This is a genomic window from Paenibacillus sp. MMO-58, from assembly GCF_037146255.1.
In the GTDB taxonomy this organism is placed as follows: domain Bacteria; phylum Bacillota; class Bacilli; order Paenibacillales; family Paenibacillaceae; genus Pristimantibacillus.
In genome coordinates this window covers 637326-651346 of sequence record NZ_JBBCVY010000001.1, presented here as the reverse complement: position 1 = coordinate 651346, position 14021 = coordinate 637326, and the positions used below count along the sequence as shown (strand labels likewise).

General features: G+C 51.2%; 15 protein-coding genes. 4 read left to right on the top strand and 11 right to left on the bottom strand.

Going from position 1 to position 14021, the window contains the following annotated elements; all coding sequences use genetic code 11:
• Positions 1-74: 74 nt before the first annotated feature.
• On the bottom strand, positions 75-272 hold the full coding sequence (locus WFJ73_RS02855) for a cold-shock protein (RefSeq protein ID WP_336771619.1): 198 nt from the start codon (positions 270-272) through the stop codon (positions 75-77).
• A gap of 74 nt (positions 273-346) precedes the next feature.
• On the bottom strand, positions 347-1051 hold the full coding sequence (locus WFJ73_RS02850) for a class I SAM-dependent methyltransferase (protein WP_336771618.1): 705 nt from the start codon (positions 1049-1051) through the stop codon (positions 347-349).
• A 153-nt stretch (positions 1052-1204) separates the two neighbouring features.
• On the opposite strand from WFJ73_RS02850, the gene WFJ73_RS02845 reads away from it, so the two are divergent.
• The 4 genes from WFJ73_RS02845 to WFJ73_RS02830 all read left to right on the top strand — a co-directional run bounded on the left by WFJ73_RS02845 (position 1205) and on the right by WFJ73_RS02830 (position 4962).
• Positions 1205-1438: a hypothetical protein gene (locus WFJ73_RS02845; protein WP_015843719.1), complete on the top strand. Its 234-nt coding sequence runs from the start codon at positions 1205-1207 to the stop codon at positions 1436-1438.
• Positions 1439-1630: 192 nt separating this feature from the next.
• On the top strand, positions 1631-1807 hold the full coding sequence (locus WFJ73_RS02840) for a hypothetical protein (protein WP_164775547.1): 177 nt from the start codon (positions 1631-1633) through the stop codon (positions 1805-1807).
• Positions 1808-1992: 185 nt separating this feature from the next.
• Entirely contained in the window at positions 1993-3783 is a 1791-nt protein-coding gene (pepF, locus tag WFJ73_RS02835; RefSeq protein ID WP_336771617.1) for an oligoendopeptidase F, read from the top strand.
• Positions 3784-4149: 366 nt separating this feature from the next.
• Positions 4150-4962: a DUF4362 domain-containing protein gene (locus WFJ73_RS02830; RefSeq protein WP_336771616.1), complete on the top strand. Its 813-nt coding sequence runs from the start codon at positions 4150-4152 to the stop codon at positions 4960-4962.
• Between the two features lie 19 nt (positions 4963-4981).
• Here WFJ73_RS02830 and WFJ73_RS02825 read toward each other — a convergent pair whose 3' ends face one another.
• From WFJ73_RS02825 to hemE, 9 genes are all read right to left on the bottom strand, one after another.
• On the bottom strand, positions 4982-5740 hold the full coding sequence (locus WFJ73_RS02825) for a cyclase family protein (RefSeq protein WP_336771615.1): 759 nt from the start codon (positions 5738-5740) through the stop codon (positions 4982-4984).
• 104 nt (positions 5741-5844) lie between these two features.
• Positions 5845-6600 carry a class I SAM-dependent methyltransferase gene (locus WFJ73_RS02820; RefSeq protein ID WP_336771614.1) on the bottom strand — a complete coding sequence of 252 codons (756 nt, stop codon included), beginning with the start codon at positions 6598-6600 and terminating at the stop codon, positions 5845-5847.
• A 32-nt stretch (positions 6601-6632) separates the two neighbouring features.
• Positions 6633-7007 (bottom strand): VOC family protein, encoded by a 375-nt coding sequence (locus WFJ73_RS02815; protein WP_336771613.1) that lies wholly within the window; start codon positions 7005-7007, stop codon positions 6633-6635.
• A gap of 166 nt (positions 7008-7173) precedes the next feature.
• Positions 7174-8031, bottom strand: a complete 858-nt coding sequence (locus WFJ73_RS02810; protein ID WP_336771612.1) for a DUF92 domain-containing protein — start codon at positions 8029-8031, stop codon at positions 7174-7176.
• A gap of 127 nt (positions 8032-8158) precedes the next feature.
• Positions 8159-8899: a glycerophosphodiester phosphodiesterase gene (locus WFJ73_RS02805; RefSeq protein ID WP_336771611.1), complete on the bottom strand. Its 741-nt coding sequence runs from the start codon at positions 8897-8899 to the stop codon at positions 8159-8161.
• A 27-nt stretch (positions 8900-8926) separates the two neighbouring features.
• Positions 8927-10276, bottom strand: coding sequence for a CapA family protein (locus tag WFJ73_RS02800; RefSeq protein ID WP_336771610.1), 1350 nt, complete (start codon positions 10274-10276; stop codon positions 8927-8929).
• Positions 10277-10343: 67 nt separating this feature from the next.
• Positions 10344-11792 carry a protoporphyrinogen oxidase gene (hemG, locus tag WFJ73_RS02795; protein ID WP_336771609.1) on the bottom strand — a complete coding sequence of 483 codons (1449 nt, stop codon included), beginning with the start codon at positions 11790-11792 and terminating at the stop codon, positions 10344-10346.
• 16 nt (positions 11793-11808) lie between these two features.
• The gene (gene hemH, locus WFJ73_RS02790) at positions 11809-12756 is read right to left on the bottom strand and encodes a ferrochelatase (RefSeq protein ID WP_336771608.1); all 948 of its coding nucleotides are present in this window, start codon (positions 12754-12756) and stop codon (positions 11809-11811) included.
• Entirely contained in the window at positions 12749-13819 is a 1071-nt protein-coding gene (gene hemE, locus WFJ73_RS02785; protein WP_336771607.1) for a uroporphyrinogen decarboxylase, read from the bottom strand. Before hemE ends, hemH begins: the two co-directional genes overlap by 8 nt.
• Between the last annotated feature and the right edge of the window lie 202 nt (positions 13820-14021).

The window sequence follows — 14021 nt, the reverse complement described above, 5'->3', positions numbered from 1 at the left end:
AAAAAAAGAGATCCTCTCGTATCGAGAAGGATCTCTTTTTGCTCTCTTGCGTGCGTGCTTATAAGGGGTTGATCTTATAATTTAACGACGTTGGACGCCTGTGCACCGCGATTGCCTTGTGTAATTTCGAATTCTACCGACTGACCTTCTTCCAGCGACTTAAAGCCGTCGCCTTGAATAGAGGAATAATGGACAAACACGTCTTCGCCATTCTCTACCGAGATAAAACCGTAGCCTTTCTCAGCGTTAAACCATTTAACTGTTCCCTTCAACTTTCACTACCTCCTAAAATAACCGCCGCTTGAAACGACGAGTAACATCATTATATCTGCCTAATTTGGAAAAATCAACAAATTGCAATTCGAAGGAATTGACTGGAGCCCGGAATAAAAGGAAGCCCCGATGTCATCAGCTCAGGCTCCCCGCCATTTGCCCTAACGGCAGCTAGCAGTTCATCCATCCGTTCGTACGGCTTCCAGCCTAAGGAATAAAGCGGATAGACTCTTACCTCTCCGCCCGGCTTGCACACCCGCATCAATTCCAGCAGGGATTGCTTGTGGAACTCAAAGCCAAATTGCTCGGCATATAGAAAAAGGAAATGACTGCATAATACAAGCGAAAAAGCATGGTCTTCAAACGGAAGCTCCGGCAACGATCCGGCTACATACCGGCTGCGCCCTTCGGCTGATTGCAAATGCACGCGAAACCTCTCAAGCGATTGTATACGCCCTTCGCGATGCTGCTCCAGGCTGCCGTAATAGCTCCAATCGAAATGCTCCCCCAGCTTATCAAGCTTTGCCGTAGAGGTCTCGATCTCGGCGGCCGCTTCCTCGAGCCACGCTCCTGTGTCCTGCGCATAACGGGGATCCGCTGCTGTCGCATCATATCCGCGGCTTCCTGCATCCGCGGTGAACGAGGATCCGCCACCGGCGACATCCAGCACTTTACCTTTCGCAAGCTCACTCTCCGTTAACTCAAACATTCTCGCATACTCATCAAAACCTCGGCATGTCATAGCCACGCCAACCTGCTCGTAAACCTGCTTACTCATCTCAAACACGCTCCTCATCTCGGCTCTTCTCGTCTCATTATTCCGCCTGCTTGCAGAATAGCCTAATTCTACCATCTGCTATTATTGATTTCCACCCCTAAATTTGGCTATGATGAACAGTATATCTAGGTTAGGAAAGGTGGACTTGCAACTATGTTTAAAAAACATGAAATTTTTAAAACCGATAAATACAATATGCTTACCGTGGAGGTTCAAGGCAAAACCTTGATCGTCCGCGAAATTTCCGATCAATGGGGCGAAGAGACCCATACCTTCGTCAGCCGTCCCGAAATGATGCATTGGGCGGAAAACCGGTTCAAACCCGAGCAATTCGCCGGACGCGAAGAAGAACGGGAAAATATTCTGAAAGCGCTGAAAGAAGTATAAACCGGCAGGAAATTTTAACCTGTACGGCGAACACATATCGTGACAACGCGGTGCATAGACAATAGACTAGCGCATGCTTTCGTCGTAATTTGCTTCGCAAATTTAAGCATATGCTTCCGAAGCAATTTGCTCGCAAATTTAAGCATATGCTTTCGAAGCAGAATTGCATTGCAATTCTTTTAGGAGGAACAGATGGGCTCCGTAAACGCAATTTTTATTATTTCCGCCTTCGTGCTTGGCGGCCTTGTTATTCTTAAGCGCGATTCCATGGCGCCGCACCTGCGCAGATGGATGGCAATCGTATCGATCGTCTTAATCGCTTTCGCCTTTTTCCTCATTGTGTACAGCTTCTTTACACTGGGAACTTAGGACATGATTGGAAGCATCCCCGGACATACTAGGACAAACTGTGTTGCCGAGGTGATCTTCCGCGAATGAAATGGCTGCCTGTCGTATTAGCGTTATGCCTTGCTCCCGGTTCGGCTTCCGCCGACGCCGGCAAGCAGGCTGCGTCATATCACCAATCATCTATAACCGTACCGAGGAGGAGTTCGATGAATCACGTACCTAAGCGTTCCGAAACCGCAGTAGAAGCCCGTTGGAAGCTGGAGGATCTGTTTGCCGACCAGGCTGCCTGGGACAAAGAGTTTGCCGCGGCAAAAGCTTTGATCAAGAAAGTCGGAGCATTCGAAGGCAAGCTGAGCGATCCTGCGCAATTAAAAGCCTGCTTCGAGCTGGAAGATGAGCTCTCCCTGCATGTAGAACGGCTTTATGTATATTCCAATATGAAGCATCACGAGGATACGGCTGAACCAACTTATCAGGCTTTGTCCGACAAAGCCAAAAAAATCAGCGTGGAAACCGGAGAAGCCCTCTCCTATATTACGCCTGAGGTATTGTCGCTGTCCGATGCCGAGCTAGACGCTTTGATCGAGAACAAGGATCTTGCGGTATTCAAGCATACGCTGGAAGAAATGCGCCGCCAGAAAGCGCATGTCCTGTCCAAAGCGGAAGAAGCGCTGATGGCGCAGGTCGGCAACGTAAGTTCCGCTCCGGGTTCGATCTACAGCATTTTGAACAATGCGGATCTGAAATTCCCTAAAGTGAAAAACGAAGCCGGCGAGGAAGTCGAACTGACTCAAGGCCGCTACATTCAGTTCTTGGAAAGCAAAAACCGCGAAGTGCGTGCGAACGCCTTTCATACGATGTACGATACATACGGCAAATTAAAAAACACCCTCGCAACGACGCTGAATGCGAACGTAACGAAAAACATTTTCTACGCGCGGGCACGCAAATACCCTTCCGCTCTTGGCATGTCGCTGTATGGCGATAACATTCCGGAGAGCGTCTATACGAACCTGATCGATACAATCCATAAGCATATGCCGCTTATGTACCGTTACATGAACCTACGCAAAAAGCTGCTTGGCGTTGACGAGCTTCATATGTACGATCTGTTCGCTCCGCTTGTCGACGAGTTCGACATGGAAATCAAGTATGACGACGCGAAAAAAATCGTAAAAGAAAGCTTGAAGCCGCTTGGCGAGGATTATTTGTCCGTGCTGCAGGACGGCTTCGATAACGGCTGGATCGACGTATACGAGAACGAAGGCAAACGTAGCGGCGCTTACAGCTGGGGAGCTTTCGGTACGCATCCGTACGTATTGCTGAACCACAAGGATAACCTGAACAGCATGTTCACCTTGACGCACGAAATGGGCCACGCGCTCCATTCGTACTACTCGGATACGAATCAGAACTACCGCGATGCGCAGTACACGATCTTCCTTGCGGAAGTTGCGTCCACGCTGAACGAAGCGCTGCTTATGGATTATCTGCTGAACAAGTCTACGGATCCGAAGGAAAAAATGTACCTGCTGACCTACTATGCAGACCAGTTCCGCACAACGGTATTCCGTCAAACGATGTTTGCCGAGTTCGAGAAAATCGTACACGAGAAAACCGAGCAAGGCGAGTCGCTGACTCCTCAGGATCTGAGCAAGATCTACTATGACCTGAACGTGCTTTATTATGGCAAAGACATGGTTGTGGACAAAGATATCGAGATGGAATGGGCGCGTATTCCGCATTTCTACAACAGCTTCTACGTGTACAAATACGCAACGGGCTTCTCCGCGGCAACAAGCTTCTCGAAGCAAATTCTCGAAGAAGGCGCTCCGGCGGTTGACCGCTACCTCGGCTTCCTAAGGAGCGGCGGCAGCGACTTCTCGATTAACATCCTGAAGAAAGCCGGCGTTGACATGTCTTCCCCAGAGCCAATCGAGCAAGCCATGAGCGTGTTTGAGAGCTTGATTGAGCAGATGGAGGAGTTGACGAAGTAAACGGATCGGTCGGTGCTTGCTTGGAGGGTGGGATGGTTCCGAGGACGGGAAAGGATCTCCTTCCGGCTGCTGTTGGAATCGGGAATTTTGAATGACACCTAAAGGTGTATTCCCGAGTTCCAAAGGCAAACGCTCCGCTCCTCCAGGAGATCCTTTCCCTCTCTCTTCACCCTTTCCTTACGATGTACACCAAAAGCTCCTCTCCTTCGTGTAGAGGGATGAGAAAGAATAAAGATAAAAGACAGACTCGGTGAGTCTGTCTTTTTTGTTGGTACAAGCGCGAAACTTTCCAGTTATTCCCTGCGTCTATTTAGATATAGAAAGGGTGATAAAATGCTTCAAAAATGGAGAAAAGGATATTTAATCATGCTTGGCATAGCAATATTGCTTGTTGGACTAGCTGGTTGCAAATCCGAGCCCGATTCTAGCGCTCCGCATGTTGTTTCAAGCGATGGTATTGCGTACAAGGAAACTCCGTTAAAAGAAGAGGATATCGTTAAAGCTTTAAAGGCAAACGATATCGAGTTGACCGCTAACCCTTCAGACTCCTATCTCAAACTAAATAAAGTGAAGCCTTCTATCTATGCGCTCCCGGGTAAAGAGAGAATGATGGTGTACGTGTATGACAATGCCAAAGATACAAAAAAAGCAAGACTCGATTTCGCGGAGCAAACAAAGGTAATGGACGTAAATTCACCACTATTTTATAACGTGAAAAACATCCTAATCCTGTACCAGCCTAACGTTAGCGGCGAACGCCCCCGAGAGAGAACCAACTACCATTCCGGTATTGAAAGCTCCATTGAAAAGCTGTTGGGCGATGAAATTTATGTCCAACATTTTAAATACTATAATGTCTCTAAATTGAAGAGCTTCATAAACAGCTTTATCAAACACCAAGCGGATCAGGTAAAAATAACATCACTGACAATTGAAGGCGATCCGATCTATATCTATCTGATCACAGACGGTACCAAGCTGCAATATGTATACGATAACAGCGAGGATGCTTTTGGAGGGGGCGATACAGGCTCCTCCATAACGGAATGCACGAATATCGAACAAGAGAAAACCGAGGAAGGAAATATACGCTACGTTGCAACCGGATGTCAAATTGGCGATAAAAGATATATTATGACCGTCCCTGAAGACTCCATGAAAAAAGACAGCGGGAGCTGATCCCGCTGTCTTCATTCATTTAGTCCTGTAAAATGGCGACTGGACGGGACCAGCCTCCGCTTGCTTTTTCCACTTTGATCGGGAAGCAGCATACTTTGAAGCCGTAAGGCTGCGGGATTTGTTCCAGATTGGCCAGTTTCTCGATCTGGCAATATTCCCGGTCCTTGCCGACAAAATGAGCGGCCCACAGAACGCCTTCTCTCGGGTCCTGTTTGAACGATTCCGCTTGCAGGTTGAGAGGAATATCCCATCCCCATCCGTCGGTACCCACTACTTTGATGCCTTGCTCAAGCAGCCAGACCGTAGCTTCGGCCGATACCCCCGCATGCAGGAAGGCATAATGCTCGTGGTATAAACGTTTGTCCGCATCGCTTCGGATCAGGACGATATCAAATGGTTTTAACGTATATCCAATCCGGACCAACTCGGCTTTCAAGTCTTCCGTAGTAATCTCGTAGCCTGGCGGCTTGGCGCTGAAATCGAGCAATACACCATCGGAAAAGAACCATTCGAGCGGAAGCTCGTCAATCGTTCTGGCCGGCTTGCCTTCCGAAGTAGGCCAGTAATGCCATGGCGCGTCTATATGAGTACCCGCATGCGTATTCAGGGTTACCGTTTCCGTCGCCCATGCTTTTCCTTCAGGAAAATCCTCCTGCTTAAGCCCAAGTATGGCAGCTGCTTGCTGCGCCCCTGCTTCATGGCTCGAATATTCAATTTTGGCAGGCAAAGGCTCTCTGATAGATGGACTGATAGGTACGCTTAAGTCGATTATTTTCATCACGTATTTCTCCTTGTCTCCCGATTCAAGCCCCATTATACCATAATCCGCCAACCGCCTAGTTAGAGATTAAGTTAATAAATCTTGCGTGGAGGGAATTGAATTTATACCTCGCCCCAGTAGATCTCGGTCTCATAATCGAAGGAGATTAGACCATTGTTCTCGGTAGAGTCAAATAGCTTCTTCAGCTCAGCCACTAAAGGCTCGTGGTTAGGATGGCCGGGCAGCGGCATGTAAGAGGAAGACGACATCCGTCCGCTTAATTGCTCAAAATTCAGCAGGCTTAATAACGGGAAGGTTGCCTTATGGAGCTCTCCGTCTTTGAAGAACGGCGTAAGGGCGTCTTGGGAAATATTTTTGTGGCCCACTTTCTCGTAATCAATGCCGTAAGTCCGCAGCAGCCGGTCGTAACCTTCCAGGAATGGCGTGCCGGTCGTTAAACGCGAATTCCAGATCAGCACGGCTTTGCCGCCGGGCTTCAGGATCCGGTTGAATTCCGCTTTTGCTGCGGTACGGTCAAACCAGTGAAAGGACTGGGCGCAAACGATAAAATCTACGGAATGGTCCGCAAGACCGGTCTCTTCAGCTGAACCCGATGCCGCTTGGAATTTGGAATATCCGCTTAATTGTTCAACGGCCGCTTGCCGCATATCAGGGTTGGGTTCAACGGCGGTTACCTTGCTTCCTTGCTCCAAAAGCAGCCTGGTGAATATGCCCGTTCCCGCTCCCACATCCGCAATAGCCGATTCCGGACGAAAGCCGATTGTCCCGTACAAATATTGAATGACCTCGTCCGAATAGCTCGGGCGGTATTTGACATACTGATCGACGCGGTCGGAAAAACGCTCCTTGCTGTTCATCGATTGTCATCTCCTAATCCATTCCTTATTATTTAGAGCCACTCCAGAAACTCGAGACGGTTTCCAAAAGGGTCGTTTAGATAGAATCGTCGCACCCCTTCTTCAGACCGCGCATGATCATCCGTCACTTGAATTCCTTCTTGAAGTAAATACTCCCTAAGCGCATTTAAGTTCTGCACCCGAAAGGCAGGATGAGCTTTTTTGGCGGGGACAAAGTCGTTTTGAACCCCGATATGCACCTGATGCGCTCCGCATTGAAACCATACCCCGCCGCGTTTAATCAGATTTTGAGGCTTCGCAATCTCTTTCCAGCCAAGCAAATCTCCGAAAAAGCTGCGCGCTTCCCGCTCGCAGCCTTCCGGAGCCGCTAACTGAACATGATCAATTCCAGTGAATAAGAAAGACATCCTCTCACCGCCTATTGTTTCATATAATGAAACAAAGTTTCAATTTATATTTCCATTTTATAGGAAAACAATTCGGAAATCCAGTAGGTTCAAGCATAAAAAAGAGTAAAAAAGACCCCTGCAGAGAATTAGCTGTCTTTCAGCTAATCCTCCGCAGGGGATTGTTTTAAAAGAGGGCGCCGATGGCCAAGCCAAGCAGGCCGGCGAAGACCGACGACAGGAGATTTACCCTGTCGTTGTTCAGCGCGGCCAAGCCGCGCACCCGCTCTGCCGCCGTCCCGCAATGGACGGCGCGCTCGGTCTCGCTGCCGCATACCCGGCAGCGGTACATGGCCTGGCCGGTGGCGCCGAGCAGCGAGTCGGCGAAGCATCCGGCCAGGCCGGCGGCAGCGGCGGCGATGACTACCGCCGCCGCGCCGCCAGAGGCGCTGCCCGCAGCGGCGTCAGCCTGCTGCGGGAGCGCCAGCAGCGCAGCCGCCGCGCCGCCGATGAAGGCGGCGCCAGCCAGCGCTGCAAGCGTGCCGAGCGGCGTAACGGCGCCGCTCGTGCCCGGCTTTACCCGCTTGCCGGTCGTGATCGACCGCGGCGCGGTACGGCTTAGGGCCCCGATTTCCGTGGCCCAAGTATCCGCGTTTACGGCGGCCATCACGCCGATATACGCAAACAGCCATGCCGTGTCCGGCCAAAGCGCATTGCCCGCGCATAAGAACAGCCCTATGCCGCCATTGGCCCAGACCTGTCCGGCGTCGCGCCTGCCGGTCTTCTCGTAATTCGCTTCCGCGGCGGCTTTGGCCCGGTGGCGTTTCTTCCACTTCGACCATAGGGTCGACGATACAAAAAACGCAATCAGGCAGCCGAACCAGACCGGCTCGCCTAACGTAACAAAACCCGTTCCCATGATCATGGCTGACCATGCTCCCGAGCCTGATAATGAGCGTGTTCGATAAGCTGCAGCAGCAATCAAACCGCTCCCGACAAGACCCGCAAGCAGCCTCAGCCACCATTCGTCTACCCAACCAACCATAATCCTCGCCCCTTTGCAGCAGCCTTTCAAATCTCCGTAACTTTCACCTTACTAAACCGCTTATCCAGTCAGATTAAACCCCTGTCAGACTGTTCTCAGCCCAACAGGGGTCCACTGCTTGCTTATGTTACACCCCAACCTGCTGCAACGCTTTTTTCCAGCGGTCGGGATAATTCGTGCAAATCATCAGCTCCGGATCCAAAGCGATCAGCTTGCGGATGGAGCGTTCGTCGTTGGGTGTCCATGCCATCACCTGTATACCCGCCTGCTTCAGCAGCTCCAGACGGGAGGCGTTCAGCCGGCCATGCTCGATGGACAGGAACTGGGCACCAAGCTGCTGCAGCTCAACAGGCAGCGAATTGCGCCAACCGTCCAGGATTAGACCCGTACGGATGCTGCCACCAGTCCGTTTATGTACGTTAAACAATGTTCCGGTATGGAACGACGTTAACACCACTTCGTCCTCCATGCCGTAATCTTTGAGCAACTCAACTACATAATCTTCAAGCTTCGGATAACGGACTCCGTCCGTCTTCAGCTCGATATTCAGGCGGATACGCCCGCGGGCCTTATCGAGCACCTGACTTAGAGAAGGTACGCCTTCGCCCTTGTACAGCGGAGAAAACCAGCTTCCGGCATCCAAAGCCTGGAGCTCCGCCGCCGTCAGGCTTTTCACTTCGCCGCGTCCGTTTGTTGTCCGCTTCAGCTTGTAATCATGGATAACGACAGGCACATTGTCTTTCGACAGCTGCACATCAAGCTCGATCCACTCGATATCCGGCTCATCAATCGCCAATTGAATGGCTGCTAGCGTATTCTCCGGAGCGCGTCCGGACCAGCCCCGATGCGCAACGCATGCATTTCTCATTAGGCGCTGACCATCCTTTCGCTTACCTTATTTCGGTGCAATCGTGCCGTCGCCGCGTACCTTCACGCCAAACGACAAAGCCGTTAAATGATCCAGCAGCGTCTTCGCTTTGTCACCGTCAACCGGCTTCGGCTGGGCGAGATTGTTGTTCATCGGGTCAAATTTCAGATCGCAGTCACCGGACTTGGAGCAGACCGCGTTCAGTACTCCTGTATCTGCCGTAGCACCTTTTGGATACGCGCTAAAAATAAAATTGCCCAAGCTGTAGGCGATCCACTTGCCTTTGTACTGCTCGAACCCTTGAAGCACATGCGGATGGCTGCCAATTACAAGATCCGCGCCGGAATCAATATATTCCCGCGCAAAATCACGTTGGTATTGCTCCGGCGTTTCCGCCTTTTCAATCCCCCAGTGGACCATAACAACTACGAGATCAGCGTTTTCCTTCGCCTTCTTGATCGCGGCCTTGGTTCTTGTTGTATCATAGGTCTCGGCTACGCCCGCGCGGTTCTTGTCTGCTTTCCAGTCGCCCGTCGGCACAACCCGGCTGACGCCGATATAAGCAACCTTAATGCCGTTAGCTTCCTTAATAACCGGGGCAAAAGCTTCCGTGTCGTTCTTGCCGGCGCCAACATGGTTAATACCGGCTTTGTTCAAATGAGTCATCGTATCAAGCAAGCCCTCAACGCCTTGATCCAGCGTATGGTTGTTCGCTAACGTCACGATGTCGATCCCCGAATCCTTCAGTGCCGGCAGCGCGCCCGCATCGCCTTTAAAAACAAATTGCTTGTCTTCGGCAGGGACTCCGCGGTTTGTAACCGGATATTCGAGGTTCGCAGCCGTCAGATCGGGCTCGCTTAGGTGAAATAAAGCTTCCTTGTACGGATAGTCGTCACCGTATTGCTTCATCATATCGCCGACGCTTTCCGCCAGCAAAATATCTCCTACAAAGGCCAGACTAACCGTATCGCCAGACGCTCCGCCGCTTGAGGAGCTGCCCCCTGACGGTGACGTGCTTGGGTCACTTTGTCCGCTTGAACTGTCTTCTTTCGTACCGCCATTATCCGCCTCGCTATTTCCATTGTCGGCTGCGGACGTTTCAACTGGTGCTGCACTTGCCTCAGGGCTTGCTTCAGCAGAAGAATTACCGCCTGCGGAAGAGTTAGTCGGGTCTGGGGAATGACCAGCAGCTGCTGATTCTTCCGTCTGTGGCTTATTATTCTTATTGAATAGGCCACCGTCCTGGACAGAGGCCCAAACCGCGATTAGAACGACAATCAGGCCAACAATCATCAAATTCACGGTTAACAGAAGGCGAAATCTTTTTTTGCGTCTTCGTTTTTCATGCTGATGTGCTTCAGAACGGGATGAATACATGGATCGGCTCCTTCCAGCCAGAATATCCCTTCCATTATAGCAAGGTTAGTTCTAGATTGCGAAGGTTTCATAGAGTCGCTAGAATTTCGAGCGCCGCTTCTTTCCCCGATCTGATGCAGTCAGGCAATCCTACTCCGCCGAAGGCTGCGCCTGTTACATATACGCCCGGAAGCTCTGCCGCCAGACGATTGCGAAGGGCTGCCGTATTCTCCAGATGCCCTACAGGATATTGCGGCATCGATCGCGGCATTCGTGTAATTTCCGTAAAAATCGGCATGGCATCGATACCCAGCACCTTCTGGATATCTTCAAGCACGGCTTTTTTCAACTCGTCATCCGGAAGCATAGCCACCTCTTCATCTCCTGCACGGCCGACATAGCACCTAAGCAGCACTTTATCGCCCGGACTGGTATGCAGCCATTTGTTCGACGTCCAGGTGCAGGCTGTGATGCGAAGTCCCTCCGAGCGCGGTACAAGGAAACCCGACCCGTCAAAGGCTCTGTCAAACGTCGATTTTTCAAATGCCATAACCACGTTCGCGACGGATACATAGTTGATTGCTCGCAGCTCGGCTACGTCCACTAGCGGCTCCAGCAAATCTGCCGCATGGAAAGCCGGTACGGTAACCAGCACATGATCGGCAGGCACTATCTCGCCGGACTCTAAAACAACCTCGTAATTAGAAGCTGCATCCTCGCCATTAAGAGGATTAATTGCCACAACGGTATCACCAAGACGACGCTCTACGCTTTGCAGAGCTTTATCAAGGGCATGCACCATCGTAGACAAACCTTCTTTAAAGCTCAAGAACACGCTGTTTTTTATTTCTTCCGGCAAATAATCCGGCGCTTGATGCGGCGCTTTGTTCTTTTGCTGTATTTGCGTTCCGCGAATCAGGCTGCCGTACTGGCGTTCCGCCTCCGCAAACTGCGGGAATGTCGCCTGAATGCTCAGCTTGCTGAGATCCCCCGCATAGATGCCGGCCAGAAGCGGCTCCGAAATATGCTTTACAATCTCGGATCCAATTCTGCGGGATAGAAAATCGCCAAGCGACTCATCTCCGTCCGGTGCCTCTGACGGCATCTCCAAATCCGCAAGCGAACGTGCTTTGCCTTCCTCCGACAACAAAGTCGTCTGCATAAACGTATCGAGATTCGTCGGGATGCCAAGCACCATGCCCTTCGGCATCGCATGAAGCTTGCCGTCCCGCATGATATAAGCGGTTTTGCCGTTTTCGTTTTGCGCCGTCAGCTCGTTCTCGATGCCAAGCTCCTTCGCCAGTTCAATAATCGGCAGCTTGCGCGACAGGAAAGAATCCGGCCCCTTCTCGATGACGAACCCGTCACGCTGCAGCGTATTAATTTTTCCGCCAAGAACAGGCGCGCCGTCCACAATCGTCAGCTTCACCTGTTTGCCTTGCCGCTCCGCTTCCCGCTGCAAATAAAAAGCGGAGCTCAGTCCGCTGATCCCCCCGCCGATTACGACAATTCGATCAACCATTCCGATTCTCCGCATGTTCTTCATCCTTTCGCTATTCCAAAGAACCGGCGTCCATAACCGATTCTGCTAAAGTTTCCATATATAAAGGGTCTTTATTCAGCATGGTAATCCGTTCAAGCGTAATTCCCAGCTCGGCTGCAGCCTGCTTGGCTTCAAGATCCAGATCGTACAGGACCTCCAGATGATCGGATACGAATCCGACCGGAGCAACCAAGACGGCTTTAATCCCTTCATCCGCAAGAACCTTCAACGTATCCAGAATGTCCGGGCCAAGCCAAGGCTCTCTTGTACGGCCTGCGCTTTGCCAAGTGAACTGCCAATCCTGCGCGTCTACGTTCGCCAGCTTCGCAACCGCATCCGAGGTAGCGAGCAGCTGATGCTCGTACGGATCGCCCATCTCGCGGATTTTTTCCGGAAGGCTATGCGCGCTGAACAATACTTTCACCGGCGCTGCATTGCCGGACGATTCCGCCAGACGCTGCAAACCTTCCGTTACGCGCTCGCTAAGGGCTTGCAGCAGCTTCGGGTGAAGATGGTATTCTTTGACGAACGACATCTTAATGCCAAGCTCGGCTGCCTTTTCCTGCGCGCGTTTGTTATACGAACCTACGCTCATGATCGAATAATGCGGCGCAAGCACAATCCCTACCGCTTCCTTGATACCGTCGCGTGCCATTTGCTCCACGCCGTCTTCGATATAAGGAACGGCATGCTTTAATCCCTGGTAGCAGACATAACGGCCCGGCGCAAGCTGCTCCAGCTTATCCTGCAGGCCTGCCACTTGTCCGTTTGTATTCTCGCGCAGCGGGAATACGCCGCCAACGATTGCTTCGTAGCGGTCGGTCAGCTCTTTCAATTGCTCTGGCGTAGGCGCGTGACCTCGGCGGATATGGGTGTAATAAGCTTCAACGTCATCCAGGCTTTGCGGTGTGCCATAGGACATCACCAGAACGCCAATCTTGTTATTCGTCTCAGACATGGCTCGTTTCCTTCCCCTCTCGCGCTACAATAGCTTTCTCCGAATAGGAGTGAATGAATGCCGTTAACTCTGTCAATTTCTCAAGCGAAGCTTCCGGGAACAGACCGTGGCCCAGATTAAACACAAAGCCCGGCTGCTGAATTCCTTGGTCAATAATCTCTGCCGCATACTGTTCGATAACGCTCATTGGCGCAGTCAGAATAACCGGATCCAGATTGCCCTGTACCGCGTACTTACCGTCCAGACGACGGCGGCCTTCCGGAATCGATACGCGCCAGTCCAGACCGATGACGTCTGCCTTCAGATTGCGCAGCTCCGGCAGAAGTTCTCCCGAACTTACGCCCGGGAAGTAGATTTTCGGCTGCGGCAGATCCGACAGCTCGGCAAATATCCGCTCGATCGTAGGAAGTACAAACTTGCTGAAATCGGCTGGCGTAAGGGCCCCTACCCAGCTGTCGAACAGCTGGAATGCCTTGCCGCCGTTTGCCATATGGGCGCGAAGATACGCGATAACCATATCGCCAAGCTTGTCCATAAGGCTGAACCAGACCTTCGGCTCGCTATACATAAGCGCTTTGGTACGCAAATAGTTTTTCGAAGGTTTGCCCTCGATCAAATAGCTTGCGATTGTAAACGGAGCGCCAGCGAACGTAATTAGCGGCACTTCCAACTCTTTGTCCAATATTCGGATTGTCTCGAGCACATGGCCCAGATCGCCTTCCACGTCAATTGGCGTTAACCGCTCCACATCCGCTGCCGTGCGAATCGGATTGTGGATAACCGGTCCTATATTGGCAACGATGTCGAAATCAATCCCGATCGAAGCGACCGGGTTCATAATATCCGAATATAAAATAGCCGCATCTACGCCTAGCTTGCGTACCGGCATCATTGTAACTTCTGCCGCAAGCTCTGGCTGCTTGCAAATTTCAAGTAGAGAATATTTCTCTTTAATCTTGCGGTATTCAGGATCATATCGTCCTGCCTGACGCATATACCAGACCGGTACAGTGTCTACAAGTTCCTTCCGGCATGCCCGAATGAAACGGTCGTTATAGCTCATGTTGCCGTTCCTCTTTTCTTTAATTTTTCACTAATTTCCATTATGCCCGTTTTCGTTACCCCTAACAACCGTTCTCGCCTTGCTTCCTATGACAATAGTATGACAATCAAACTTTCCTGCATGAAGAACCGATGAATATTAGCCGTCAAAAAAGAAGACAGCAGCAAGGCTTTCCCTATCGTTCAGGGTACCTCCACTGCTG